We start from the raw sequence: 23189 nt of genomic DNA, 5'->3' as shown, positions 1-23189 counted from the left end.
GATGCGCCAGCGCGCGGCCTTCGCTGCGGCGCTGCTGCTGGCCGTGGTGCAGCTCGTCGTCCCCGTCTGGGCAGGGCTCTACGACCTCGAGCTGCGTTCGCTGCATGTCGCGCTGACCGTCACGGTGATGCTGCTGGCGGTGCCCGCCACGCGCCGGCCGCCGCTGGCGCTGCTGGACCTTGCGATGATCGGCGTGACGCTGGTGGCGACGTCGCTGGTCTTCCTGAACTGGCAGGACATCGTCTCCATGGTTGGCGTCGCCGGGCCGCTCGAGCTGACGCTCGGCGCGCTGCTGGCGCTGATCGTGCTGGAAGCCGCGCGGCGCGCCGGCGGCGCCGCCATCCCCGTGATGGTGCTGCTCGCCTTCGGCTACGTCTTCGTCGGGCCGCTGATGCCCGGCATCTGGGCGCATCCGGGTTTCCCGCTGGGCTATGTGCTGGAACAGCTCACCTGGTCCTCGGGCGGCATCTACGATTCGCTCACGGGCACCTCCGCCACCTTCATCGCCATGTTCATCCTGTTCGGCGCGCTGCTGCAGGCAACCGGCGGCGGGCAGACCTTCATGGACATCGCGCTGCTGCTGGCGGGCCGCTTCGTCGGCGGTCCCGCGAAGGTGGCGGTGGTCTCCTCCGCGTTGTTCGGCATGATCTCCGGCAGCGCGGTGGCGAATGTCTCCGTCACCGGAAACTACACGATCCCGCTGATGCGCCGCCTCGGCTACGACCGCAACTTCGCCGGCGGGGTGGAGGCGATGTCCTCCACCGGCGGCGGAATCACGCCGCCCATCATGGGCATCGCCGCCTTCATCATGGCGGATTTCCTGAACATCTCCTACCTGTCGGTGATCGGCTACGCGGCGATCCCCTGCCTGCTGTTCTACATCGGCATCCTCGCCGGCGTGCATTTCGAGGCACGGCGCCGCGGCCTCGTGCCGGTGCCTGCGTCGGACCTGCCGGCAACGCGCGACGTGCTGCGCGCGGGGCGCCTGCTGCCGCTGCTCGCACCCGTCGTCGTGCTGTTCACCCTGCTGTTCGGCGGCACCGACCTGACCGAGGCCGGCTTCTGGGCCTGCATCACAACGATCCTGCTCTTCCTCGCCGCCGAACCGACGCCGGCCGGTCTCAAGGCGCGCGGCAAGGCGCTGCTGGAGGCGTTCGCCAGCGGCGGCTTCGCCATCGCGCAGGTGGCGCCGCTGCTGATCGCGGTGGCGATGTTCACCACGCTGCTCGGCACCACCGGCGTCGCGCCCAAGGTGAGCGCCATCATCGTGGAGGTCGGCGCGGGCAACCTGGTGGGCGCGCTGGCTGTGGCGGCGGTAGTGCCGCTGGCGCTCGGCGCGCCGCTGCCGGTCACGGCAACCTACATCCTCTCCGCCGCGCTGATCGCGCCGGCGCTGGTGCGGCTCGGGCTGGACCAGGTCGCGGTGCACATGTTCCTGCTGTACTGGGCGACGCTCGCCTCCGTCACGCCGCCCACCTGTACCGCCTGCGTGATCGCGGCGAACATCTCCGGCGGCGACTGGTTCCGCACCGCGCTGGTGGGCATGCGGCTCGGCTTTGTCGCCTTCCTCGTGCCCTTCTTCTTCGTGCTGAACCCCGCGCTGATCGCGCGCGGCGATGCGCTGGAGATCGGCATCGCGGGCGTCAGCGGCGCGCTCGGCGCCGTGCTGATGGCCGCTGCCTTCTTCGGCCGCTTCGGCAGTCGGCTCGATCCGCTGGTGCGCGCGCTGTGCCTGGCTGCCGGCGTGCTGCTACTCGCGCCGAGCCTGCTGCTGCTGCCCGCCGGCCTCGCTACGGCGGCGCTCGCCTATAGCCTGCACCGGCTGACGCTGCCGCGCCGCGCGGGCCTTACCCTCGAATGACCCGATCACCAGAAGGAAGCGCGCCCATGGCGCAAGCCCCGTCCCGCCGGACGATGCGCATCATGATCTCCACCGGCCATCTCGGCACCGCGCCTTCGGGGCGGGAAAGCTTCGATGCCGCGATCGCCACCAACCCCGACTATCTCGTCGCCGATGGCGGCAGTTCCGATCCCGGCCCGGTCTATCTCGGCGACAACCGCGTGCTCGGCCAGTTCGTCGAGGACGAGCTCGAGCTGTTCCTCACCGCGTCGCGCGCGCGGGGCATCCCGCTGATCATCGGCTCGGCCGGCGACGCCGGCAGCAATCACGGCGTGGACGAGACGGTGCGCATGCTCCGCGCCATCGCGGAGCGCCACCGCCTGCCGCGCTTCCGCATCGGCTGGTTCTATTCCGAAGTGCCGGCCGCGCTGATCGCCGACCGCCTCGGTGCGGGCGAGCGGATGCCCGGCCTCGGTGGCTTTCCCGACCTCACCGCGGAGGAAGCGCGCGAAGCGACGCGCATCGTCGCAGTCGCCGGCGTGCATCCCTTCCTGAGGCTGCTGGAGATGGGCGCCGACGTGATCGTCGGCGGTCGCTGCGGCGACATCGCGATCACCGCCGCGCCCTGCATCCGCGCCGGCTTCCCCGAGGCGCTGGCCTATCACATGGGCAAGATGATCGAATGCGCTTCCCTCGTCGCCGAGCCCTTCATGGGCAAGGAGGCGATCATCGGCACGATCAGCGATGAGGACATCGTCCTCACGCCCTATCATTCGGGCCAGCGCGTCAGCGTCGCCTCCGCCGCGGGGCATTCGATGTACGAACGCGAGACGCCCTTTTTCGAGCGCACGCTGGGCGGCCTGCTGGACATGCGGGAGTGCCGTTACGCCGAGGTGGATGGACGCTCCTGCCGCGTCTCCGGGGCGCGCTTCGTGCCCGACAGTCCGCTGACCGTGAAGCTGGAAGGCGCACGCAAGGTGGGCGAGCGCTACATGGGCGTGGTCGGCATCCGCGACCCGCATGTGATCCGCAACCTCGACGCCGCCATCGCCTGGAGCCGCGGCGCGGCGGAGCGGCAATTCGCCAACGTCCCGCACCAGCTGCATTTCCACGTCTTCGGCCGCGACGGCGTGTTGAAGGAGCTGGAGCCGATGCGCCACGTCACGCCGCACGAGGTCTGCATCGTCGTCGAGGGCCTCGCCGCCACGGACGAACTTGCGCACAAGCTGACCGACTTCGCCACGCGCATGTTCTTCCTCGCGCGCATCCCGGGGTCGAAGGGATCGAGCGGCCTGGCCGCGACGACGAAGGAGACGATGCGCTCCTCGCCGGGCTTCGTCTGGAACGTCAACCACACCATGCGAATCGAGGATCCGATGGCGCTGTTCCCGGTGCATGTCGCGGAAGCGGGGGTCTGAGCGATGCCGAAGCTGCACGAGCTTGCGAAGACCATCCGCAGCAAGAATGCCGGCGTGAACCAGGTGACCTTCGACGTCATCTTCCCCGACGCCGCATCCTACGATCGCGTCCGTCGCAGCGGTGCGCTCTCCCGCGCTTCGGTGTCCGCGCTGTTCCGCATCCCGCCGGAGCGCATCTCCGACCATGTCGAGTTCGACCTGGCGAATGCGATCAAGTTCACCCTGTACCGCGAGCGTCCGAGCGGCAGCCCCGGCGACTGGGACATCCTGGGCTGCCAGTTCTACGGCCCGCTGGTGGACCTGGATGTGCCGTAGCGCCGAAGCGCTTGCGCGCGGCGGCGGCGCCGCGCTATGCCTCGCCCTGCATCAAGAGTTGGGCCGACGCCCAACGCCAACCGGCCTTCCCGGGCACGGTGGCGCCTCCGCAAGGGGGGATGCGGCCGCTCTCCGGCAAATATTCGGGATGCGCCGCCGTCGGTCACGCTCTGCAGAAGGAGGGTGACATGTTCGATACGGCGGGCACTGCCCCGGATCTCTCGCTGCTGCTCGGCCCGCATGATCGCGCCGTGTTCCTGGGCATGGCGGATTGGCGCACGCGGGCGGGGCGGGTGGAGACCTCGCTGTTCTATGTCGTGCTGCACCGTTCCGGCGCGCAGCCCTGGACGCAGGCCTGCCGCATCGTGCCGGATGGCCGGCCCGGCCATCTCAGCGTGCATGTCGAGCGCATCGCGGAGGGCGATCGCTGTGTGGAACTCGCCGCCTGGCTCGGCGAGCGCCTGCATGCGCAGACGCACGCGCCATAGCCCCCGTGCCGATCCTCAGCCCGTGGCCGGCCCGAATTCGCGCGCGGCGCGCGGCGGCAGGAAGTCGCGGCGGAACACGTCGGCATTGGCCGGCGTGCGCGGCAGGCCGAAGACCTCCACGGCCTGCGCGATGGCGCGCGTCAGCCGCGCATCGTCGAGGTCGCCCGCGCCGAGCCGGCGGCCTTCCGGCGTGGCGATCAGCGTGCGCCAGGCGAATTGCACTCGGCCGATCTCCATCGGCGCATTGATGGTCGCGTCCACGCGGCGCATCACCTCCGCCGCCAAGGGCGGGTTCGCGCCGATCTCCAGCATCGCACGGTTGATCGCCGCGACCATGCCGCGCACGCCGTTCGGGTTGTCGCGCAGCAGGCGCTGCGAAACCAGCGTGCCGTTCGAATAGAGGTCGATGCCGAAATCGGAGAACAGGAACCAGCGCAGGTCCTTGTCGGGATCGAGGCCGAGCGCGCGGAAATTGGTGTGCGCCGTGACGGTGAAGACCGCGCCCAGGTCGAACTGGTCGCGCAGCAGCATCGGCTCCTGCAACGCCGGCGCGATGGAGACGATGGGGTTGCGCGGCAGGTCGAGCCCGTTCAGCCGTGCGAACAGGGGCAGCAACTGCATCGTGGTCGAGCCGGGCGAGCCGCCGATCCGCTTGCCCGCCATGTCCGCCACCGTGCGGATCGGGCCGGACGCCTTGGTGATCAGCGCGAAGGGCGGCGTGTTGTACATCTGGTAGACCATCACCGGCGCCTCGCCGGGCCGGTTCGCCGCCTGCTGGATGATCGCGTTCTGGTCGCCGAAGCCCGCATCATAGGCACCGGCCATGATGCGCGTGATCGTCGCGGTGGAGCCCTCGCCCTGGTCGATGGTGACGTCGAGCCCGGCCTCTCGGAACCAGCCGCGTTCGCGTGCCAGGTAGAACCAGGAATGCACGCCCTGGAAGCGCCAGTCGAGGGTGAAGCGCACTTGCGTCAGCGCCTGCGCGAGAGCGGGCCTGGCAAGCAGCGCGGCCGGGGCGGCCAGCAGGGCGCGGCGGGAGAGGGGCATCGGCACGGGTCCTTTCGCGGATCGCGGCCTTTCGGCCACGCCCGCTCAAGCAACTGCCATGCCAAAGATTACGGTGGCGTCATTTGTCCGGTGGGCGATGTCACGCCGCGGAGGCGGGTGCCGGCGCGCGGGGCCGCTTGTCCTGCAACTCCGCCAGCAGCGTCCAGACCTTGTGCGGGTCCATGCGCGTGTCCGGATCGTTGAGAATCCGGTCAAGCTCGGCCAGCTTCGTCTCGATCTCGCGCTCGGTCATCTTGCCTGGTGTCCTGCATCGAACCGAAGGGCTGGGCAGCCCTCCTCGCGGGGCGGGCAGCTCCGGATCCATGCAGCAGGAACGTGGCCAGGTGGGAGCGGTTGCGTGGCCGCGGCGTGATCAATTCGACGACAGGATGGCAGGCGCGAGCGCCGGCGACTTCGCTGCCGGATGGCTCGGGTTGCGGAAGCGCAGCTCGCCTTCCGGGGCGCCATCCGGTGGCGGCGCGCCGAACAGTTCCATCCGGCTGGCGCAGGTCACCGCGACCACACGCCGCGCGGAAGGATCGGTCATCCAGCGCCGCGTCGCGCCTTCCAGCTCCATCCGTTCGCGCAGGCCGCGCCACTCGCCGCGGTCGAGGTCGTCGAGGAAGATGGAGAGGATGCCCGGCTGCGTGCCGGAGAGCCGCTGCGCCGCGGCTTCGCCCATGCGGCGCGTCGCGGCCGTGGCGATCGCATTCTCGCGCCCCGCGCGGGCCGCCATGACGAAGACCGATCCGCTGTTCGGCGCGGAGGTGACGGCCAGATGCGCCTCCTCGCCGAACTGGGCGCGAAGCTGCGCCGGCAGGCCACGCGCGGCAGCCTGGGCCCCGGCCAGCACCAGCGGATCCAGCTTCAGCACCGCGTCGGCGCCGGCATCCTGGCGCTGCTGCGCGGCCAGCAGCCCGCTGATCCGCCTGTGCAGCTCCGCAACCTGGTCGTCGGAGACCATGCCCTCCGGCAGCGTCATCTTCAGCAGGTAGCGGCCGGGATGGGCAGCGAGCCAGGTCTGCAGTTCCGGGTTCACGCGATCCACCAGCGCGCACCAGTCGCCGCGATGCACCTGCCGGCCTTCCTCGGCGGACACGGTCTCGCAGGCCACCTCGGCGGTTGCGTCCTCGCGCCGGATCGTCAGGTCCCAGGGCGTCTCCTCGGCCAGCCCGGTGAAGGCGACGTCGAAGCCGAGCGCGCGATGCCGCTCGGCGGTGCGCAGCAGGTGGAACAGCGGCACCAGGGTGGCGTCGCCGTCGAGCCCCGCCTCGATGCGGTCGCGCAGGCGCTTGCGGGGGCCGGCGGGCAGTTGCTCGGCGAGGCGCACGGCCTGGCGCGCGAAGGCGATGACGCGGCGTTCCGCCGTGGAGGCCTTGGCCAGGGCCTCCGGCTCCGTCAGGCGCGCAAGGATGAGCTCCAGCGCATGGCGCTGCTGCGCGGCCCGGCCCGCCAGCGAGGCGGCCGTGACGCGACGACCGAGTTCCGCCAGGCGCGCGGCCCAGCGTCGGTTTCCACACAGGGCGCGAAATCGCGCAAGGTCGACCGGATCCGGCCGGTGGTCGGCGGGGGAGGGCATGCGACGACCTGGTTCGTTGTGGTGTTGTCGCGTTCCTAGACGCGAAGCACCCTGCGCTGCAAGCGCGCCGCGCGGGCGGTCAGGCGCACGAGGCCGCGCGCCGCCGCCGGCGTCCGGCCGCCGTCAGGCCGGCGACGCCCACCGCCAGCACGGCCAGGGAGGCTGGCGCGGGCACTTCGTTCGGGATGGGGATGGCGAGGGTGTATTCCGCGCCGTCCTGCAGCGCGGTGAGGCCGATGGTCAGCGCGGCAGGCAGGTTGTCGGTGAAGCTGAACTCCGCGGGCGCGGCAGGGAAGGAGCAGACGCCGCCCGGTTCGGCGCAGGCGAAGCGGGTGAGCAGGATCGGCGGCGCGGACGCCAGGCCAGTGAGGGTGATGCCCAGCAATCCCGGCCCCCCGGTCACGCTTGTGCCGGGCCGGTCCGCGACGATGCCGATCACGATGTCGTAGGGGCTGACATCGACCTGGACGGAGAAGCCCAGCGCCTGATCCCCATGCAGGATGCGGCCGGTGAATTCGGTGCCGGGGCCGACGGTGATCGGCGGGCCGAAGGGGGTCTCCACGGCCAGACCATCGCCAGCCGACAGCGTCGCGCCTGCGGTGTTGAGGAACCAGCTTGCCTCCGCCACGCCGGGCAATGCGGCAAACAGGCCGACACCCACCCACAACGTCCTGATCATGCTACGCATTCTGGCACTCCCGGCTGGCCCGGCAGGGGAGCATAGGCGGGCGGCAAGCTCAATCCGCGAGGCGCAACCGCATTATGCCTCGCCGGAGTAGAACAACGTCACCGTGTGAGTTGCTTCCGCGAACATCAGCCAGCGCTCGACCAGCATGGCGCCCAGGGCCAGTGCAGCCGCCGGCAGCAGCAGCAGCGCGGCCATCGCGCCCGGCAGCGGCAGGGCCAGTACCGCCAGCACCGTCGCCGCGGCGAAGCCTGCGATGGTCAACCGGCGCAGCTTCTCGCGATGCGCCCGCGCCACCCGGAAGCCCATCTCGCGCAGCAGCCAGTTCCGCTCGGTATGCGGCGGCTCGAGCGGCCGGGTGCGGCCGATGCGCCCCAGGCCCGTGGCGCTCTCGATGGTGGGCGTGCCGGCTGCTGGTGTTGCGTCGATCAGGTCCCAATAGGCGCGCTTGAGCATGATGGCCCCGGCGCCGAGCAGCGCAGCCAGGACCGCCGGCAACCGGGCCTCCCCGAACAGCGCCGCCAGGGCGGCCAGCAGCGCCGCGCCGCAGAAGGCGCCGAACAGCAGGTAGCCCCAGGGCACCATCGGCTGATGCCACTGTCGCACCGGCGGGAGCGAGGCGTAGATCATGCCGGTGCACCAGGTGGTGACCACCGCGCCGGCTGCGGCCAGCAGGCCCATGAGGCTGGCCCAGCCTGGCGCGCCGGCCAGCATCGCCACGCCGAACAATCCTGCCGGGACGTAGGTGGCGATCGCCGCAACGCCCTCCCGCGAGAGCCAGGAGGAGCGCCACTGCGACAGCGCGCGCCAGGCTCGCTCTGGCCGCCCGAGATGCTTGAGCGAGGAGAGCAGCCCCGCCGTCACCAGCAGCAGCGCCAGCGCCAGCGCCGTCAGCCCGAAAGCCGGCGAGGCGGGCACCAGCCCGACGGCGCGCAGAAGTCCCAGCCAGAACAGTAGGCCGTAGCCGGCGCCGGAGGCGGTGGTGAAGAAGACGATGCTGGGTGCAGGGTTCATGCGCCTGTCCGGTGGCCGTGGTCGGGGCGGGGCAGGGCGCTACGGAGCCGGCCTGGCTGTTGCCGAACGCTCAGCTCGGGCAGGCAGGGCCGTCGCAACGCTTTCCCCTTCTCCGCGGAAGTTTACCGCGGCCACTCCCTTAGCATGGTGTCTCGCTCGCCGCAGGGGGCGCATGTCGGGCCCGACGGCATGAAGGCGCGGCAAGAAAATTGCAGTTGCGATGCATTCTCATTTAGGCTAGAGGGATGCACCGCGTCCCGTGCCTGGAGCCGGCTCGTATGTATGTCTGCCTCTGCAATGCGCTCACCGACGCCCAGCTTCGCGCCGCCGTGGCGGCGGGTGCCGCACGGGTGAAGGATCTATATGCAGGCTGCGGCTGCCAGGCCCAGTGTGGCTGCTGCACCAACACGGTCCTGACCATCCTGCGGCAGGAGCGCCCGACCGGAGGCGGTGGCTCCTAGCGGCCTTCGTCCGGCACGCCCGCTCGCGGCGGGCGTGCCGGGACGCAGATTATTTCTGCGCTTCCAGATAGGCGATGAGGTCCTTGCGCTGCTGCTCCTGCCGCAGCCCCGCGAAGGCCATCGAGCCGCGTGGCACGACGTCCTTCGGGTTGGTCAGGTAGCGATTGAGGTTTTCCGTCGTCCAGGTCAGCCCGCCCTCCGCCAGCTCGCGCATGTTGGCGGAGTAGCGGAAGCCCTCGATGGACGCGGCGCGACGGCCGACGACGCCATGCAGGTTGGGCCCGACACCGTTGCGTCCGCCCTGATCGATCGTGTGGCAGGCGCGGCACTGGTTGAAGACGCGCTGTCCCGCCGCAGCGTCCTGTGCCGCGGCGTTCTGCGCGGCGCCCATGCCGGCCAGGATGAGGCAGGCGCCAAGCGCCCCGCCAAGGAATTGTGTGCCCAACTTGTTGCTCCCGGTCTTCTGGTCTTCATCGCGTTGCTTGGCGACTCGGTTGTCTCCGCGCGACGCGCTCCTTTGATGTAGGCGAACTCCCGCCGCTGCAAACGTCACGGCTTCGCGGCGCAGGCGGTCGCCCGGCCGTTCGTCAGTGGGGAAACGGTCAATTCAGGAAGGGGTTGCGCCCGCGCGCTGGCGCCTGGGACGGGCCGAAATGCTGCGCCAGGTAGTTCACGATGGTGTCGCGGAACTCGCCTTCCAGCGGGTTCATGCCGTGCCGCTCCGCCATCCAGTCCATCAGCCCGTCCCATTGCTGGCGCGAAAAGCGGCTGCGGCGGATCAGCGCGGTGTTGTGGCACACCGTGCAGTAGGCGAAGGTTTCCGAACGGCCCTCGCCATCCGGCAGGATCGTCTCCTCCTCCGGCGTCGCCTGGATGGCATGCGCGGCGTCGGCGTCGCGTTCGGCGTTCTGCTGCGCGGCGGCGACGCCGATTCCGAGCGCCGCCGCCAGCACGACCAACATCGCTGTCCGCATCAGCCGACCAGGATCGCGGCGCGGCTGATCGGGTTGCCGCCATAGCCCTGCGGGTTCCAGTTCGGCGGCGCATGCGGCTGCATCCGGCCTTCGCTGTCGGTGCCGCGATACCAGATCTCGAAATAGCCGTCGGAGGGCAGCGCGACGCGGCCGGTCCAGCGCTGCCAGGCGTGGCGGTTCGCCGGCGCGGCGACGTTCATCGCGACCCAGGTCGCGCCATAGTCCACGCTGACATCCACCGCGCGCACCGTCAGGTCGCCGGCCCAGGCGGCACCGCGCAGGTCGAGGCTGCGCGTGCCGGCGGGCAGGCGCGTGCCATGCGCGATGGAGGAGAGGATGGCGCGCACCGGCATGCTCTCCAGGTCGTGGAAGCTCGCGCCGTTGTTGTTGCTGCCGGGCACGATCGGCGTGGTGGGCACGCGGTAGGAGGTGCCGCCCATGCCCTGGCCGCGATGCGGCTCGGCGGAGAGCGTGATGCGGGTGAACCATTTCTGGCTGAGGCTGCCCGGCCAGCCCGGCACCAGCAGCCGCGCCGGCGCGCCATGCACCTGCGGGATCGGCTGGCCGTTCATGCGGAAGACGATCAGCGTGTCCTCGTCCAGCGCCTTCTGGATACGCATGCCGCGGCTGATCGCGGCGCGGTTCGGGTCGCCGGAAAGATGCGGGTCGGCGCCGAAATGCCCGGTGAAGCGCGCGCTGTCCTTCAGCCCGGCGGCCTGCAACACGTCGCGCAGCCGCACGCCGGTCCATTCGGCACAGCTGATCGCGCCATTGCCCCACTGGTTGCCGCGCGCCTGCGGCTGGAAGAAGGCGCGGCCATTGCCGCCGCACTCCATCTGCAATTGCCGCGTCACCACGGGGAAGCGGCTTTCCAGCTCGCCCAGCGTGAGCTCCAGCGGCGTGTTCACCTCGCCATCCACCCGGATTTTCCAGGCGCGCGGATCGGCCGCCGCGTCCGGGACGCCGCCATTGTTGCGGATGAAGAAGTTCGCGTAGCTCGTGACGGGCTCGTCGAGCAGGTGCTCCGGCGTCTCCGCGTTGAGCGGCCGCTCGCCCTGCAGGATCAGCGGGCCTTTGCCGGGCATCTGCAGGGTCTGCGGCGCCGCGCTGCCGGATGCTCCCTGGGCGGCAGCGGGGCGGGCGAAAAGCGCGGGCAGCGTGCCTTCGGGCATGCTGCGCGCGAAGGGGATCGCGGCGCCGAGCGTCGCGCCCATCGCTGCCAGCGCCGCGCCCTTCAGCGCGCCGCGCCGCCCGAAGGCCAGCGCGTCGCCGCGCTCGGGATCGTCGCGATAGAGTTCCTGGATGGATCGTTCGGCCTTGCCGTGGCGCAGTGGCATCCGTTTCTCTCCCTGTCTGTTGGTGGTGGTCGTGTCAGCCCAGCGCGGCGTCGCAGGGGCGGCGGGCGCGGCCGGCGAGCGGGCCGGCGACGGAAGCGGGTGCTTCCATCGCGCGTTCCAGCGCCTGGGCGATCGGGCGCAGCCGGTCGCGCTCCAGCGCCGCGGTCACGGCGTAGAGCGTCTCGCCATTCGACCAGCTGTAGGTCAGCAGGCCACCCGGCTCGTCCACGCAGCGAAGCTGGCGGGGCACCGGGTCGGGTGATGGCCGCCGCCAGAGGCTGAGCGCGGTGCCCGCCCCATCCACGTAGCGCAGCTGCGCGGCGTGGCCGTCGCGGCCGGGCAGGACGAACGCCGTCTCCAGCGCGAAGCCGAAGCCGGTCAGGTCCGGCGGCGGGAAGGGTTCGCCGAGACGCCGGAACAGCCAGAGGCCGAGATCCGTGTCCCGCGCCATTGCCTGCAGCGGCGGCGCAGGCGCCTCCGCCGTGGCGCGCTGCAGCGCGGCGGTGGCGTCCGGCCGAGGCTCCATGCTGCCGCGCAGCGTCCAGCCCAGGCCGGAGCCCATCACCACCAGCACTGCCGCCGCGCCCGCCATGCGCCAGCGCTGCCGCGCGGCGCGGCCGCGCGCCTCCCGCAGATTCGCCACGCGCAGACGGGCGGGGATCGGCTCCCGCGCCTTGAAGTCCAGCGCGGCGCGCAGCGCGTGGCGCTGGGCGGTGAAGTCCTGTACCCGCGCTGCCTCGTCAGGCCGTTCGGCCAGGTAGCGCTGCACCGCCGGCAGCCGCGCCGGATCCAGCACGCCATCCACCAGGGCGTGCAGGTCGTCCTCGCCGATCGGTGGGGTCGGGTCAGCGGCCATGGCTCAGACCACCCGCCGCAACGCCGGCACGCCGGCCGGCTTCGCATCCGACATCCGCCGCAATCGCTCGCGCCCGCGCGACAGGCGCGACATCACCGTGCCGACCGGCAGGTCCAGCACCTGCGCCGCCTCCCCGTAGCCAAGCCCCTCCACGCCGACCAGCAGCAGCACCGCGCGCTGCTCCTCGGGGAGGGTGTCGAGCTGGGCCAGCACCTGGGCGCAGTGCACCGCGGCATCCTGGCTGGAGGCCTGGGCGCCGGTGTCGTGGGCCGTCGCCTCGCCAAGCAGCCGCGATCGCCTTGCGTCGCGGCGCCGCCCGGAGACATGCAGGTTGTAGAGGATGGCAAACAGCCACGCGCGCAGGTCTCCGTCCGCATGACGCCGGTGCCAGGCGCCCAGGGCGTGCTCCAGGCAGTCCTGCACCAGGTCGTCGGCGACGTCGGCGTTGCGGGTGAGCGACCAGGCGAAGCGGCGCAATGCAGGCACCAGCGCTTCCATGCGCCTGTCCCGCTCGCTCACCGCTTCCATCCCCATGCGCGCATCTGCTTCGCCGCGATGCCGTTATGCCGGATGAGACGCGCGGGACGGCGAGGTTATTCCGGACCGCCGAAGATTTTCGCGAAGTGCCGTGCGCCTAGCGCGACAGCGCCCGGTCCAGCCAGCGCAGCAGCGGGTTCCGGATGTCCATCGGCGTCGGCGCGTCCTCCTCCAGGTCGCGCACGCGCATCACCGGCTTCTCCCGCGGGGGCAGGTACTTGTTGACGGGCGCGTAGTCCATCTCCGGCATAAGGTCATAGCCGCCGCGCTCCGCCACCAGGCGCGAGACCTTGCTGGTCGGGTCGCCGAGATCGCCGAAATGACGCGCGCCGACCGGGCAGGTGATGACGCAGGCGGGCTGGCGCTGCGGCTCCGGGATGGTCTCGTTGTAGATGCGGTCCACGCAGAGGGTGCATTTCTTCATCACCCCCTCGTCTTCGTCCAGTTCGCGCGCGCCGTACGGGCAGGCCCAGGCACACAGGCCGCAGCCGATGCAGGTCTCCGTGTTGACCAGCACGATGCCGTCCTCGGCGCGCTTGTAGCTTGCGCCGGTCGGGCAGACGGTGACGCAGGCCGGCGTCTCGCAATGCAGGCACGACCGCGGGAAGTGGACCGTGCGGCCTTCCTCGCCCTCGCCGGCCTCATAGGAATGCACGCGGTTGAACCACACGCCTTCGGCGCCGGCGGAATAGGCGTTGAAGTCCGGCAGCGGGCCGAGATGGCCGCCGGTGTTCCACTGCTTGCAGTTCGTCGCGCAGGCCTGGCAGCCGACGCAGGTGTCGAGATCGATGACCAGGCCGAGCTTTCGCGCGGTGGGCGGCGGGAGTTCGGTCACTTGCCCGGCTCCCGCACCAGGTCGGGTGCAGGCTTCATGCCCGGCGGCCGTTCCAGCGCCGTGGGATGCGGGTCGGTCACGGGGATCTCCTCCGGCGCGCAGGGCGTGACGCGCACGCGCAGGTCGTACCACGCCGCCTGGCCCGTCACCGGGTCGGCATTGGCGAAGCGGTAGGCGGCTTCCTGTGCGGGCAGCCATTCGCTGATCACGTGGTTCAGCAGGAAGCCGCGCGTCGCCTCCGGGCTGTCGGGCGAGAGGTTCCAGGCACCGGCGCGCTTGCCGATGGCGTTCCAGGTCCAGACGGTATCCGGGTTCACCCCGTCCATCAGCGCAAGCTGGCCCTTCACGCGCCCGTTGCGGCTTTCGACCCAGACCCAGTCGCCGTCATGCAGGCCCAGGCGGTGCGCCGTCATGCGGTGCATGTAGAGCTTGTTGGCGCCGCGGATCTGCCGAAGCCAGGCGTTCTGGCTGCCCCAGGAATGATAATGGTCCATCGGACGCTGCGTGATCGCGGAAAGCGGGAAACCGGACGTGTCGTGAAGCTGCTGCTCGAGCGGCGCGTACCAGAGCGGCAGCGGGTCGCAATAGGTGGCGATGCGCGCGCGCGTCGCTTCGTCCGGCGGCTGCTTCGCGCCATGGCCCTGCGCGGCGAGGCGGAATTTCTGCAGGGGCTCGCTGTAGATCTGCAGCACGATCTGATCGGACTTGCCGATCAGCCCCATCGCCTTGCTGTCTTCCAGATACGCCTTGTTGGCGTGCTTGAAATACAGCTGCTCGGGCGGCAGGTGATGGCGCCAGAAGCAGCCATTCTCGATGTATTTCTGCAGCTGGTTCGGGTTCGGCTCGCCGACGCCCTTCTTCGTGCCGTCCTCGCCGCGGAAGCCGGCCAGCGGGCCCACGCCGGGCATGCGCTGGTGGTTCATGATGTAGTCGGGATAGTCCTTGAACTTCGGTGAGCCGTCCTCCTTCACGAAGGCCGGCAGGCCGAGGCGGGCGCCGAGTTCGATCAGCACCTCCTGGAAGCCGCGCACGTCGCGGTCGGGCTGGATCACCGGCTGGCGGATTGCGTCGCCCGGCCCATGCGCGGAACCGATCGGACGATCGAGCAGCGAGATCGCGTCCCAGCGTTCCAGATAGGTCGTGTCCGGCAGGATCAGGTCCGCATAGGGCACCGTCTCGGAGAAATAGGCGTCCGAGTAGATCACGTGCGGGATGCGGTACTCACCGTCCTCGCGCGTCTCCGTCAGGATGCGGATGACCTCGCCGGGGTTCATCGCGCTGTTCCAGGCCATGTTCGCCATGAACATGAACAGCGTGTCGATCTCGTAGGGATCGGCCTTGCCCGCATTGCCGATGACCATGTGCATCATCCCGTGCAGCGCCAGCGGCGCGTCCCAGGAGAAGGCCTTGTCGATGCGGATCGGGCTGCCGTCGTCATTGACGAGCAGATCATCCGGCCCATGCGGAAACGAGAGAATATTGCCGGCCAGCGGGGTGTTCGGCTTGGCGCCCTTGCCGGCCGGGCCGGGCCCCGGCGGGATCGGCCGCGGGAAGGGCGACTTGTAGCGCCAGGACCCCGGCACATCGATCGCGCCCAGGATCATCTGCAGCAGGTGCAGCGCGCGGCAGGTGTGGAAGCCGTTGGAATGGGCGGAGATGCCGCGCATCGCGTGGAAGGAAACGGGGCGCCCCACCATCGTCTCGTGCCGGCGGCCGAGGCTGTCGGTCCAGGGCTGGTCGATGGTGATGGTGTGGTTGAAGGCGATGTCGGCGATCTCCGCGGCCAGGCGCCTTATGCGCTCGGCGGAGACGCCGCAGGTCGCCGCGACCTTGTCGGGCGCGTAGTCCGGCGAGAGGTAGCGCTCCGCCATCAGCTGGAAGACCGGCACGGCGACGCGGCCATCCGGCAGCGTCTGCTCGCCCACGATGGCCGGCTGCATCGCCGGCGTTGCCGCATCCATCGCGCCGCGCGCGCGGTCCCAGGCGAGCGGCTTGCCATCCGCGTCGCGCGCGAACAGCCCGTCATCGGCGCCGCCCGGGTTCTTCACCACCAGCCAATGCGCGTTGGTGTAGCGGACGAGGAAGTCGAGATCGACGCGGTCGGTGCGCAGCAACTCGTGGATCAGCGCCATCACGAAGAGGCCGTCCGTGCCGGGGCGGATGCCCACCCACTCGTCGGCAATGGCGGAATAGCCGGTGCGCACCGGATTCACGCTTACGAACTTCGCGCCGCGCGCCTTGAGCTTGCCGAGGCCGATCTTGATGGGGTTCGAATCATGATCCTCGGCGACCCCGAACATCATGAAGTATTTCGCGTGCTCCCAGTCCGGCTCGCCGAACTCCCAGAAGCTGCCGCCGATGGTGTAGAGCCCGGCGGCCGCCATGTTCACGCTGCAGAAGCCTCCATGCGCGGCGAAATTCGGCGTGCCGAACTGCGCGGCCCAGAAGCCGGTCAGGCTCTGCGACTGGTCGCGTCCCGTGAAGAAGGCGAGCTTCCGGGGATCGGTGGCGCGCACATTGCGCAGCCAGCCGGTGGCGATCTCCATCGCTTCGGCCCAGGAGATCTCGGCGAACTCGCCCGAGCCACGCGGACCGACGCGCTTCAGCGGCGCGCGCAGACGGGACGGCGCATATTGCGTCATGATCCCCGCCGAGCCCTTGCCGCAGAGCACGCCACGGTTCACCGGGTGGTCCGGGTTGCCCTCGATGTAGCGGACGCGCCCGTCCTTGAGATGCACTTTGATCCCGCAGCGGCAGGCGCACATGTAGCAGGTCGTGGTCTTGACCGCGTCGCCGATGGGGGCGGAGGTCTCGATGACCTCGCCATGGCCCGTCATGCGCCGCGGGAGGGCCGCGCGATCGTCGCGCGGCAGGTTGGTGTCAGGCATCACGCTCTCCCGAGGGCTGCAAGTATCGGGGCAGCGGCGCGAGGCGAAAAGCCCTTGACCGGGAAAGATTCAGGGCAGGCGCGCGGGCGGCTCTCGCCGCGGCCGGCGGCCGGCGATACGCTGCCGCGATGATCGCGCTTCCGCCGACCCTCGCTGCCGCGCTTCTGCTGGTTCAGTATGGCGGCACGCCGCGCATCGTCACGCAAACGCCCGCGCCAGGCACGCTGCGCCAGGGCGAGCGTGTCTGGGTGGATGACGGCTCCTGCCCCGCGGGACAGATCAGGGAGATCGTCGGGGGCAGCAACCGCACGCAGTCTGGCGCCACGATACCGGGCCAGCCGCGCCAGATCCGGTGCGTGCCGCGATCCTGACGCTGAAAGAGGCGCGACCCGGAGGCCGCGCCGCCAGCGTCAGGCGCGCTGCAGGCGGGTGGCCGAGGACTTGCCCTGGTTGCCCTGCTGCAGCTCGTAATCGATCTTGTCGCCTTCACGCAGATCCTGCATGCCGGCGCGCTGAACCTCGGAGATGTGGACGAAAACGTCCTTGGAGCCGTCGTCGGGCTGGATGAAGCCGTAGCCCTTGGTGGCGTTGAACCACTTGACGGTGCCGATGGCCATGATGGGTATGTTCCGTAACGCACGAGGCCGCTGCGCGAACGTCGCACAACGGATCAGCCGGCCTGATTGGTGCGGCTCCGGGCTCGGCACCCCGGGACGGAGATTGGAGAACAGGCCGAGCCAACGGAAAGCGTGACCCCTTTCATATGGAGGTTTCCGCCCCTCGGCGCCAGCCCGAAATGCTGACGGATCCGTGATGAAGACCGCGGGTCCGTCCCGCGGCAGCCGCGCCTGGCTTCGCTTCTGCTCCCTCCCCCGCGGCGCGGGGGAGGGTCGGGGTGGGGGCCTGGCAGGCCGTGCCGCCGTCGCCGCCTCAGTTCCGCGGCAGCCGCGCCTGGCCCGGCGCATCCGGGTTCTGCGCCCGGTGGCGCAACAGGTGGTCCGCCAGCACCAGCGCCATCATCGCTTCCCCCACCGGCACGGCGCGGATGCCGACGCAGGGGTCGTGGCGGCCCTTGGTCATCACCTCCACCTCGTTGCCGAAGCGGTCCACGGCGCGGCGGGGCGTCAGGATGGAACTGGTCGGCTTCACCGCGAAGCGCGCCACCACCGGCTGGCCGGTGCTGATGCCGCCGAGGATCCCGCCGGCATGGTTGCTCTCGAACCGCACCAGGCCGTCCGGGCCCATCCGCATCTCGTCGGCATTCTCCTCGCCGGAGAAGCCGGCGGCCGCGAAGCCCGCGCCGATCTCCACGCCCTTCACGGCATTGATGGACATCAGCGCGGCGGCGATGTCGGCATCCAGCTTGCCGTAGATCGGCGCGCCGAGGCCGGGCGGCACGCCTTCCGCCACCACCTCGATCACCGCGCCCATCGAGGAGCCCGCCTTTCGGGCGGCGCCAAGCTTCTCCTCCCACCGTGCGGCCGCGACGGCATCGGGGCAGAAGAAGGGATTTTCGTGCGTCTGGGACCAGTCCCAGTTGGCGTTGTCCACCCAGTCGCCGCCGATCGCCACCAGCGCGCCGCGGATCGTCACGCCCTCCAGCACCTTGCGCGCGATGGCGCCGGCGGCAACCCGCATCGCCGTCTCCCGCGCGCTGGACCGTCCGCCGCCGCGGTAGTCGCGCACGCCGTATTTCAGCTCATAGGTCAGGTCGGCATGGCCCGGGCGGAAGCGGTCCTTGATCTCGCCATAGTCCTTGCTGCGCTGGTCCTGGTTCTCGATCACCAGCGAGATCGGTGTGCCCGTCGTCACGCCCTCGAAGGTGCCGGACAGGATCTTGACCTGGTCGGGCTCCTGCCGCTGCGTGACGAACTTGCTCTGGCCCGGGCGCCGGCGGTCGAGGAAGGGCTGGATGTCGGCTTCCGTCAGCGGGATGCGCGGCGGGCAGCCATCCACGACGCAGCCGATGGCCGCGCCATGCGACTCGCCCCAGGTGGTGAAGCGGAACAGGTGGCCGAAGCTGTTGTGGGACATGCTCGCTCAGCGCGCCGCCAGGATGCAGGTGAAGCCCAGTACGCGCGCATCCGGCGTGGGCCGGACGGTACGGGTCCGGACGCTGTCGGGCGTGCAGAGACCGCTCATCTGAAGCACCACCGCCTGCCCGGCCACGGTCATCCCGGCATCGAGCCGGCTGCCGGGCGGGCAGGCATGCTCACGCACCGCCGCCTGCACCTCGGCGGCGCTGCGCAGCGGTGTCCAGCCGGAGGCCTTGCAGACCGGAGGCTCCTGCGCAACGGCCGGCCCCGCCAGCACGCCGAGGACCGCCGCGATCGCCGCCCGCGCCATGGCGTCCTCCTTCAGACCGTCGCGATGTCCGGGGCGTCCGGGTTCTTCATGCCGACGACGTGATAGCCGCAATCCACGTGATGCACCTCGCCCGTCACGCCCGAGGACAGTGTGGAAAGCAGATACAAACCCGCCCCGCCCACATCCTCGATGGTGACGTTGCGCTCCATCGGCGCGTTGTACTGGTTCCACTTCAGGATGTAGCGGAAATCGCCGATGCCGCTGGCGGCGAGCGTCTTAATCGGGCCGGCGCTGATCGCGTTCACGCGGATGCCCGCCTTGCCGAGATCGGCCGCCATGTAGCGCACCGATGCTTCCAGCGCCGCCTTGGCGACGCCCATGACGTTGTAGTGCGGCGTCACCCGCTCCGCGCCGAGATAGCTCATGGTCAGCAGGCTGCCGCCCGGCTTCATCAGCGGCACCGCGCGCTGCGCGACGGAGACGAAGGAATAGACGGAGATGTCCATCGCCTGCAGGAAGGCCTCCCGCGGCGTGTCCATGTAGCGGCCGCGCAGATACTGCTTGTCGGCGAAGCCGATGGCATGGACCAGGAAATCCAGCCCGCCCCACTCCGCCTTCACCCGCTCGAAGACCGCATCCACGCTGGCGTCGTCGGTCACGTCGCAGGGCAGCACCAGCTTCGAGCCGGCCTGCTCGGCCAGGGGGCGCACCCGTTTTTCCAGCGCCTCCCCCTGGTAGGTGAAGCACAGCTCCGCCCCCTGCGCCGCGACCGCCTGGGCGATGCCCCAGGCGATGGAGCGGTCATTCGCCACCCCCATCACCACGCCGCGCCGCCCGGCCATCAGCGTGCCGGTCGGAATCGCAACGCTGGGTTCGGGGACTTCCGATGAGGGCATTTCTGCGGACCGGCGACTGGTTGCGGGGGTCTGGCCGGGATGGCACATGCCCCTGGCCGGGGCAAGCCACCCGGCCGCCACCCGCCGAGGGAGCCCGACTTGGACCAGCCCGCCCGCCTGAAGGCCGATGAGGATCCCATCGCCCTGTTCGAGGCCTGGATGGCCGAGGCTGCGACATCCGAGCCGAACGACCCCAACGCCGTCTGCCTGGCCACCGCCACGCCGGAGGGAAGGCCGTCGGCGCGGATGGTGCTGCTGAAGGGCGTGGATGCGCGCGGCTTCGTCTTCTACACCAACCTCGAAAGCCGCAAGGGAAGGGAGCTCACCGCCAATCCCTTCGCCGCGATGACCTTCCACTGGAAGTCGCTGCAGCGCAGCGTGCGCGTGGAAGGCGCGGTGGAGGCGGTCAGCGCGGAGGAGGCGGACGCCTACTACGCCTCCCGCGCGCGCGGCAGCCGCATCGGCGCCTGGGCCAGCCGGCAATCCCGCCCGCTGGAAGGGCGCTTCGCGCTGGAGAAGGCGGTGGCGGAATACACGATGAAGTTCGGCATCGGCGAGATCCCGCGGCCGGCGTTCTGGTCGGGCTTCCGCCTCGTGCCCGACCGGATCGAGTTCTGGCGGAACATGCCCTTCCGCCTGCACGAGCGGCGCGTGTTCCACCGTGCCGGTGGCGGGTGGGAGACGGAGATGCTCTACCCGTGACCATCCCGGCGGAGCAGGAGGCCGTCGCCGCGCTGCTCGCCCGGATCACCGGCGCGGCGCCGATCGAGACGCATATCTCCGCCGTCTATGTCGGGCAGGATGCAGCGCTGAAGCTGAAGAAGGCGGTGCGCCTGCCCTTCCTGGATTTTTCCACGCTCGGCGCGCGGGAACGATTCTGCCGGCGCGAGCTCGAGCTGAACCAGCCGGCCGCGCCCGGCATCTATCGCGACGTGCTGCCGGTCACCCGGGCCTCCGATGGCAGCCTGGCGCTGGATGGGGAAGGGGAGGCAGTGGACTGGGTGCTGCGCATGGCGCCCGTCCTGCCGGAGGATTTCCTGGACAGGATCGCGGCGCGCGGCCGGCTGGATGGTGCGCTGCTCGACGCGGTCGCCGATGCGGTGGTCGCGCTGCACGCCCGGGCGCCGGTAACCGCAGGCGTTGACGCACCGGCGCGGATGCGCGCGGTGCTCGCCGGGAATGTCGAAAGCTGCGCCGGCACCGGGCTGGACGAGGCGCGCGTCGCCGCCATCGCCGCGGCGCTTGCCGCGCGGATCGACGCCGCCGCGCCGTTGCTGGCCGATCGCGCGGCCAAGGGCTTCGTCCGCCGCTGCCATGGCGACCTGCATCTCGGCAATCTCTGCCTGTGGGAAGGCCGCCCGGTCGCCTTCGACGCGCTGGAATTCGACGAGGCGCTGGCGCGGATCGATGTCGGCTACGATCTCGCTTTCCTGCTGATGGACCTGGATGTCCGCCTCGGACGCGCCGCGGCGAATCGTGTGATGAACCGCATCCTGGCGCGGGGCTTCGACATCGGGATGCTCGGCGCGCTGCCCGTCTGGCTGGCGCTGCGCGCCATGGTGCGCGCGCATGTCGAGGCGCGGCGCGGCGGGGATGGCGCGCCTTATCTCGATGCCGCCGCGGGCTATCTGCGCCCGGTGCCGCCGCGCCTGGTCGCGGTGGGCGGACTGCAAGGCACCGGCAAGACCTGGCTCGCCCGCGCACTGGCGCCGGCGCTCGGCGTCGCGCCCGGTGCGCTGCATCTGCGCACGGATGAGGTGCGCAAGCGCCGCGCCGGCATCGCGCCGGAGGAACGCCTGCCCGAGAGCGCCTATGCGCCGGCGGAAAGCGCCGCGGTGCATGGCGAGATTTTCGCCGCCGCGCGCGCAACGCTCGATGCGGGGCATTCGGTCGTGGTGGACGCCGTCTTCCTCGATCCCGCGATGCGCCAGGCCGCCCGCGCCGCCGCGGGCCCGCATCCCTTCCACGGCTTCTGGCTCGAGGCGCCGATGGCGGTGCTGCGCCGCCGCGTCGAGGGCCGCAGCCACGACGCATCCGACGCCACGGTCGCCGTGCTGGAGCGCGCGGCGCAGGCCGATCCCGGCCCGGTCGACTGGCAGCGGCTGGATTCGTCGGGCGATTCGCGCACCGCGGCTTTCGCTGCTCTGGCCTTGAACGGCAAAATCGAGGCATAAAGTTTCGCAGGGAAGGTTTCGAGGAAGGGAGAGCCGCGATGGCTTACCGTCGTCTGCTGCTGCCTCTGACGGGTACCGCTGCCGGCGAGGCGGCGCTTGCCACCGCGCTCGACGTCGCGCGCATCTGGCACGCGCATCTGCATTGCCTGCATGTCCGCGTGGACGCCCGCGATGTCGCGCCGCTCGCCGGCGAGGGCCTCTCGGGCGCCATGATCGAGGAGATGATGGCCGCGACCGAGCGCGAGAGCGGCGAGCGCGCCAATCGCGTGCGCTCGCTCTTCGACCGCTTCGCCGCGACGCATGGCGACATCGTCCTGGCCAGCGATCCCAACACCGCGGCCAAGACCCAGGGCGTCACGATCAGCTTCGAGACCATCTCCGGCCGCGAGGAGGACATCGTCGCCCAGCAGTCGCGGCTGTTCGACATGGCCGTGGTGCCGCACCCCGAGGCCGAGGAGGATGTGTCCTCCTCGGACGCGCTGCATGCCGTGCTGTTCGATTCCGGCCGCCCGGTGCTGATCGCGCCGCGCGTCGCGCCGCAGACCATGGGCACGCGCGTCGCCGTCGCCTGGAATGGCAGCGCGGAGAGCGCCGCAGCCGTCGCCGCGGCCTTGCCCTGGCTGCACCGCGCCCAGGCCGTCCGCATCCTCTGCTCCGACGACTACCAGCGCCGCGGGCCGGCGGCGGAGGGCATCCGCGCCTATCTGCGCTGGCACGGGATCGAGGCGGAGGTGGTGCCCTTCAAGCCCGCCACGCGCGAAGTGGGCGCCGGGCTGCTCGGCGCCGCGCGGGATTTCGGCGCGGATTTGCTGTGCCAGGGCGCCTACAGCCATTCGCGGCTGCGCCAGCTCATCCTGGGCGGCGTGACGCGACATGTGCTGGAGAATGCGGACCTGCCCGTCCTGATGTGCCGCTAGCGCCAACCAGGCTGCTGCGCCCGGCCGCCGAGCTGGCGCCGGGCTACGCCGACGCGCTGCGGCGGGGTTTCGAGCCCTCGACCTTCCTCGGCCCGGCCGTGGCAGCGAAGCACGTGGCGGCGATCGACCAGGACGCGGCCGCCTTCGTCGCCTCGCTGGACGATCCGGTGGGGCAGGGCAGCGTCACGCTGCCGGATGGACGGCAGGTGCCGCGCCTGCCCGGCTTCACCCGCTGGATCGAGGCCGATGGCTTCTGCGGCGTGGTGCATTTCCGCTGGCAGCGCGGTACGACCGCACTGCCGCCGCATGTCCTCGGCCATATCGGGTATCTGGTGGTGCCCTGGCGGCAGCGCGAAGGCCATGCGACGCGCGCGCTGGGCCTGCTGCTGGCGGAGATCGCGCCGCTCGGCCTGCCCTGGGTCGAGCTCAGCACGGATCCCGGCAACGTCGCCTCGATCAGGGTGATCGAGGCGCATGGCGGTCGCCTGGTGGAGCGGTTCACCCGCCCCGAAAGCTTCGGCGGCGGCGAGGCGCTGCGCTTCCGCATCGCCCTGAGCCGGGCTCCCTTGCCGCGATAGCCTCCCTCCCCCGCGTAGCAGGGGAGGGCTGGGGTGGAGGTCC

General features: G+C 70.8%; 26 protein-coding genes and 1 riboswitch. Of the genes, 10 read left to right on the top strand and 16 right to left on the bottom strand.

Annotation, left to right across the window (positions count from 1 at the left end; genetic code table 11):
- The first annotated feature begins 1 nt into the window (after position 1).
- The 4 genes from E4T13_RS10835 to E4T13_RS10820 all read left to right on the top strand — a co-directional run bounded on the left by E4T13_RS10835 (position 2) and on the right by E4T13_RS10820 (position 4061).
- The gene (locus tag E4T13_RS10835) at positions 2–1861 is read left to right on the top strand and encodes a TRAP transporter fused permease subunit (protein WP_170984927.1); all 1860 of its coding nucleotides are present in this window, start codon (positions 2–4) and stop codon (positions 1859–1861) included.
- Positions 1862–1887: 26 nt separating this feature from the next.
- Complete coding sequence (locus E4T13_RS10830) at positions 1888–3258, top strand: acyclic terpene utilization AtuA family protein (RefSeq protein WP_137178271.1); 1371 nt, start codon at positions 1888–1890, stop codon at positions 3256–3258.
- A gap of 3 nt (positions 3259–3261) precedes the next feature.
- Positions 3262–3573, top strand: a complete 312-nt coding sequence (locus E4T13_RS10825; RefSeq protein WP_137178270.1) for a DUF4387 domain-containing protein — start codon at positions 3262–3264, stop codon at positions 3571–3573.
- Between the two features lie 43 nt (positions 3574–3616).
- Positions 3617–3726: riboswitch (SAM-I-IV-variant riboswitch) on the top strand.
- Between the two features lie 35 nt (positions 3727–3761).
- Positions 3762–4061, top strand: a complete 300-nt coding sequence (locus tag E4T13_RS10820) for a hypothetical protein (RefSeq protein WP_137178269.1) — start codon at positions 3762–3764, stop codon at positions 4059–4061.
- Positions 4062–4076: 15 nt separating this feature from the next.
- On the opposite strand, the gene E4T13_RS10815 is transcribed toward E4T13_RS10820, so the two are convergent.
- The 5 genes from E4T13_RS10815 to E4T13_RS10795 form a co-directional block, all read right to left on the bottom strand.
- Positions 4077–5108, bottom strand: coding sequence for an ABC transporter substrate-binding protein (locus E4T13_RS10815; RefSeq protein WP_137178268.1), 1032 nt, complete (start codon positions 5106–5108; stop codon positions 4077–4079).
- A gap of 100 nt (positions 5109–5208) precedes the next feature.
- Positions 5209–5361, bottom strand: a complete 153-nt coding sequence (locus E4T13_RS10810; RefSeq protein ID WP_137178267.1) for a peptide chain release factor 1 — start codon at positions 5359–5361, stop codon at positions 5209–5211.
- A 120-nt stretch (positions 5362–5481) separates the two neighbouring features.
- On the bottom strand, positions 5482–6687 hold the full coding sequence (locus E4T13_RS10805; protein WP_137178266.1) for a hypothetical protein: 1206 nt from the start codon (positions 6685–6687) through the stop codon (positions 5482–5484).
- A gap of 79 nt (positions 6688–6766) precedes the next feature.
- On the bottom strand, positions 6767–7366 hold the full coding sequence (locus tag E4T13_RS10800) for a hypothetical protein (protein ID WP_137178265.1): 600 nt from the start codon (positions 7364–7366) through the stop codon (positions 6767–6769).
- A gap of 81 nt (positions 7367–7447) precedes the next feature.
- The gene (locus E4T13_RS10795) at positions 7448–8386 is read right to left on the bottom strand and encodes a DmsC/YnfH family molybdoenzyme membrane anchor subunit (RefSeq protein ID WP_137178264.1); all 939 of its coding nucleotides are present in this window, start codon (positions 8384–8386) and stop codon (positions 7448–7450) included.
- Positions 8387–8631: 245 nt separating this feature from the next.
- On the opposite strand from E4T13_RS10795, the gene E4T13_RS10790 reads away from it, so the two are divergent.
- Positions 8632–8847 (top strand): (2Fe-2S)-binding protein, encoded by a 216-nt coding sequence (locus E4T13_RS10790; RefSeq protein WP_306768486.1) that lies wholly within the window; start codon positions 8632–8634, stop codon positions 8845–8847.
- Positions 8848–8896: 49 nt separating this feature from the next.
- On the opposite strand, the gene E4T13_RS10785 is transcribed toward E4T13_RS10790, so the two are convergent.
- The 7 genes from E4T13_RS10785 to E4T13_RS10755 form a co-directional block, all read right to left on the bottom strand.
- On the bottom strand, positions 8897–9238 hold the full coding sequence (locus E4T13_RS10785) for a cytochrome c family protein (protein ID WP_137178540.1): 342 nt from the start codon (positions 9236–9238) through the stop codon (positions 8897–8899).
- A gap of 211 nt (positions 9239–9449) precedes the next feature.
- The gene (locus E4T13_RS10780; RefSeq protein ID WP_137178263.1) at positions 9450–9821 is read right to left on the bottom strand and encodes a hypothetical protein; all 372 of its coding nucleotides are present in this window, start codon (positions 9819–9821) and stop codon (positions 9450–9452) included.
- Positions 9821–11158 carry a sulfite oxidase gene (locus tag E4T13_RS10775; protein ID WP_137178262.1) on the bottom strand — a complete coding sequence of 446 codons (1338 nt, stop codon included), beginning with the start codon at positions 11156–11158 and terminating at the stop codon, positions 9821–9823. The genes E4T13_RS10780 and E4T13_RS10775 overlap by 1 nt, the downstream gene beginning before the upstream one ends.
- A gap of 34 nt (positions 11159–11192) precedes the next feature.
- Positions 11193–12014 (bottom strand): anti-sigma factor, encoded by an 822-nt coding sequence (locus E4T13_RS10770; protein WP_137178261.1) that lies wholly within the window; start codon positions 12012–12014, stop codon positions 11193–11195.
- Between the two features lie 3 nt (positions 12015–12017).
- Positions 12018–12533 carry a sigma-70 family RNA polymerase sigma factor gene (locus E4T13_RS10765; RefSeq protein WP_206030136.1) on the bottom strand — a complete coding sequence of 172 codons (516 nt, stop codon included), beginning with the start codon at positions 12531–12533 and terminating at the stop codon, positions 12018–12020.
- A 115-nt stretch (positions 12534–12648) separates the two neighbouring features.
- Entirely contained in the window at positions 12649–13386 is a 738-nt protein-coding gene (locus E4T13_RS10760; protein ID WP_137178260.1) for a 4Fe-4S dicluster domain-containing protein, read from the bottom strand.
- Positions 13383–16223 carry a molybdopterin oxidoreductase family protein gene (locus E4T13_RS10755; RefSeq protein ID WP_206030158.1) on the bottom strand — a complete coding sequence of 947 codons (2841 nt, stop codon included), beginning with the start codon at positions 16221–16223 and terminating at the stop codon, positions 13383–13385. The genes E4T13_RS10760 and E4T13_RS10755 overlap by 4 nt, the downstream gene beginning before the upstream one ends.
- A 179-nt stretch (positions 16224–16402) precedes the next feature.
- Here E4T13_RS10755 and E4T13_RS10750 point away from each other — a divergent pair, with 179 nt between their 5' ends.
- Positions 16403–16645 carry a DUF6719 family protein gene (locus E4T13_RS10750; RefSeq protein ID WP_137178258.1) on the top strand — a complete coding sequence of 81 codons (243 nt, stop codon included), beginning with the start codon at positions 16403–16405 and terminating at the stop codon, positions 16643–16645.
- A gap of 39 nt (positions 16646–16684) precedes the next feature.
- Here the strand turns inward: E4T13_RS10750 and E4T13_RS10745 are convergent, their stop codons facing one another.
- The 4 genes from E4T13_RS10745 to fabI all read right to left on the bottom strand — a co-directional run bounded on the left by E4T13_RS10745 (position 16685) and on the right by fabI (position 19477).
- On the bottom strand, positions 16685–16891 hold the full coding sequence (locus E4T13_RS10745; protein WP_137178257.1) for a cold-shock protein: 207 nt from the start codon (positions 16889–16891) through the stop codon (positions 16685–16687).
- A gap of 313 nt (positions 16892–17204) precedes the next feature.
- Complete coding sequence (gene aroC, locus E4T13_RS10740; protein ID WP_137178256.1) at positions 17205–18308, bottom strand: chorismate synthase; 1104 nt, start codon at positions 18306–18308, stop codon at positions 17205–17207.
- A gap of 6 nt (positions 18309–18314) precedes the next feature.
- Entirely contained in the window at positions 18315–18620 is a 306-nt protein-coding gene (locus E4T13_RS10735) for a hypothetical protein (protein ID WP_137178255.1), read from the bottom strand.
- Positions 18621–18631: 11 nt separating this feature from the next.
- The gene (gene fabI, locus E4T13_RS10730; protein ID WP_137178254.1) at positions 18632–19477 is read right to left on the bottom strand and encodes an enoyl-ACP reductase FabI; all 846 of its coding nucleotides are present in this window, start codon (positions 19475–19477) and stop codon (positions 18632–18634) included.
- A 159-nt stretch (positions 19478–19636) separates the two neighbouring features.
- Between fabI and pdxH the strand changes: the two genes are divergently transcribed.
- From pdxH to E4T13_RS10710, 4 genes are read left to right on the top strand one after another with little or no spacing between them, the layout of a single operon-like run.
- Entirely contained in the window at positions 19637–20179 is a 543-nt protein-coding gene (gene pdxH, locus E4T13_RS10725) for a pyridoxamine 5'-phosphate oxidase (protein WP_240791094.1), read from the top strand.
- The gene (locus tag E4T13_RS10720; RefSeq protein ID WP_137178252.1) at positions 20176–21651 is read left to right on the top strand and encodes an AAA family ATPase; all 1476 of its coding nucleotides are present in this window, start codon (positions 20176–20178) and stop codon (positions 21649–21651) included. Before pdxH ends, E4T13_RS10720 begins: the two co-directional genes overlap by 4 nt.
- A 38-nt stretch (positions 21652–21689) precedes the next feature.
- Positions 21690–22568, top strand: a complete 879-nt coding sequence (locus E4T13_RS10715) for a universal stress protein (protein WP_137178251.1) — start codon at positions 21690–21692, stop codon at positions 22566–22568.
- A complete protein-coding gene (locus E4T13_RS10710) occupies positions 22559–23146 on the top strand; it encodes a GNAT family N-acetyltransferase (RefSeq protein WP_206030135.1) in 588 nt (195 codons plus the stop codon). The genes E4T13_RS10715 and E4T13_RS10710 overlap by 10 nt, the downstream gene beginning before the upstream one ends.
- Positions 23147–23189 lie beyond the last annotated feature (43 nt).

The organism is Roseomonas sp. AR75 (genome assembly GCF_005222815.1).
Classification (GTDB): Bacteria; Pseudomonadota; Alphaproteobacteria; order Acetobacterales; family Acetobacteraceae; genus Falsiroseomonas.
This window is presented reverse-complemented; position numbering and strand designations above follow the sequence as displayed.

Bases quoted from the DNA above. Each gene is read 5' to 3' on its own strand.
- aroC (WP_137178256.1), bottom strand. From the start codon at position 18,308: ATGTCCCACAACAGCTTCGGCCACCTGTTCCGCTTCACCACCTGGGGC.
- E4T13_RS10825 (WP_137178270.1), top strand. From the start codon at position 3,262: ATGCCGAAGCTGCACGAGCTTGCGAAGACCATCCGCAGCAAGAATGCC.
- E4T13_RS10775 (WP_137178262.1), bottom strand. From the start codon at position 11,158: ATGCCACTGCGCCACGGCAAGGCCGAACGATCCATCCAGGAACTCTAT.
- E4T13_RS10785 (WP_137178540.1), bottom strand. From the start codon at position 9,238: ATGGGCGCCGCGCAGAACGCCGCGGCACAGGACGCTGCGGCGGGACAG.
- E4T13_RS10795 (WP_137178264.1), bottom strand. From the start codon at position 8,386: ATGAACCCTGCACCCAGCATCGTCTTCTTCACCACCGCCTCCGGCGCC.
- E4T13_RS10815 (WP_137178268.1), bottom strand. From the start codon at position 5,108: ATGCCCCTCTCCCGCCGCGCCCTGCTGGCCGCCCCGGCCGCGCTGCTT.
- E4T13_RS10755 (WP_206030158.1), bottom strand. From the start codon at position 16,223: ATGACGGGCCATGGCGAGGTCATCGAGACCTCCGCCCCCATCGGCGAC.
- E4T13_RS10835 (WP_170984927.1), top strand. From the start codon at position 2: ATGCGCCAGCGCGCGGCCTTCGCTGCGGCGCTGCTGCTGGCCGTGGTG.
- fabI (WP_137178254.1), bottom strand. From the start codon at position 19,477: ATGCCCTCATCGGAAGTCCCCGAACCCAGCGTTGCGATTCCGACCGGC.
- E4T13_RS10770 (WP_137178261.1), bottom strand. From the start codon at position 12,014: ATGGCCGCTGACCCGACCCCACCGATCGGCGAGGACGACCTGCACGCC.
- E4T13_RS10745 (WP_137178257.1), bottom strand. From the start codon at position 16,891: ATGGCCATCGGCACCGTCAAGTGGTTCAACGCCACCAAGGGCTACGGC.
- E4T13_RS10790 (WP_306768486.1), top strand. From the start codon at position 8,632: ATGCACCGCGTCCCGTGCCTGGAGCCGGCTCGTATGTATGTCTGCCTC.
- E4T13_RS10805 (WP_137178266.1), bottom strand. From the start codon at position 6,687: ATGCCCTCCCCCGCCGACCACCGGCCGGATCCGGTCGACCTTGCGCGA.
- pdxH (WP_240791094.1), top strand. From the start codon at position 19,637: ATGGCCGAGGCTGCGACATCCGAGCCGAACGACCCCAACGCCGTCTGC.
- E4T13_RS10715 (WP_137178251.1), top strand. From the start codon at position 21,690: ATGGCTTACCGTCGTCTGCTGCTGCCTCTGACGGGTACCGCTGCCGGC.
- E4T13_RS10820 (WP_137178269.1), top strand. From the start codon at position 3,762: ATGTTCGATACGGCGGGCACTGCCCCGGATCTCTCGCTGCTGCTCGGC.
- E4T13_RS10780 (WP_137178263.1), bottom strand. From the start codon at position 9,821: ATGCGGACAGCGATGTTGGTCGTGCTGGCGGCGGCGCTCGGAATCGGC.
- E4T13_RS10830 (WP_137178271.1), top strand. From the start codon at position 1,888: ATGGCGCAAGCCCCGTCCCGCCGGACGATGCGCATCATGATCTCCACC.
- E4T13_RS10735 (WP_137178255.1), bottom strand. From the start codon at position 18,620: ATGGCGCGGGCGGCGATCGCGGCGGTCCTCGGCGTGCTGGCGGGGCCG.
- E4T13_RS10750 (WP_137178258.1), top strand. From the start codon at position 16,403: ATGATCGCGCTTCCGCCGACCCTCGCTGCCGCGCTTCTGCTGGTTCAG.
- E4T13_RS10800 (WP_137178265.1), bottom strand. From the start codon at position 7,366: ATGATCAGGACGTTGTGGGTGGGTGTCGGCCTGTTTGCCGCATTGCCC.
- E4T13_RS10810 (WP_137178267.1), bottom strand. From the start codon at position 5,361: ATGACCGAGCGCGAGATCGAGACGAAGCTGGCCGAGCTTGACCGGATT.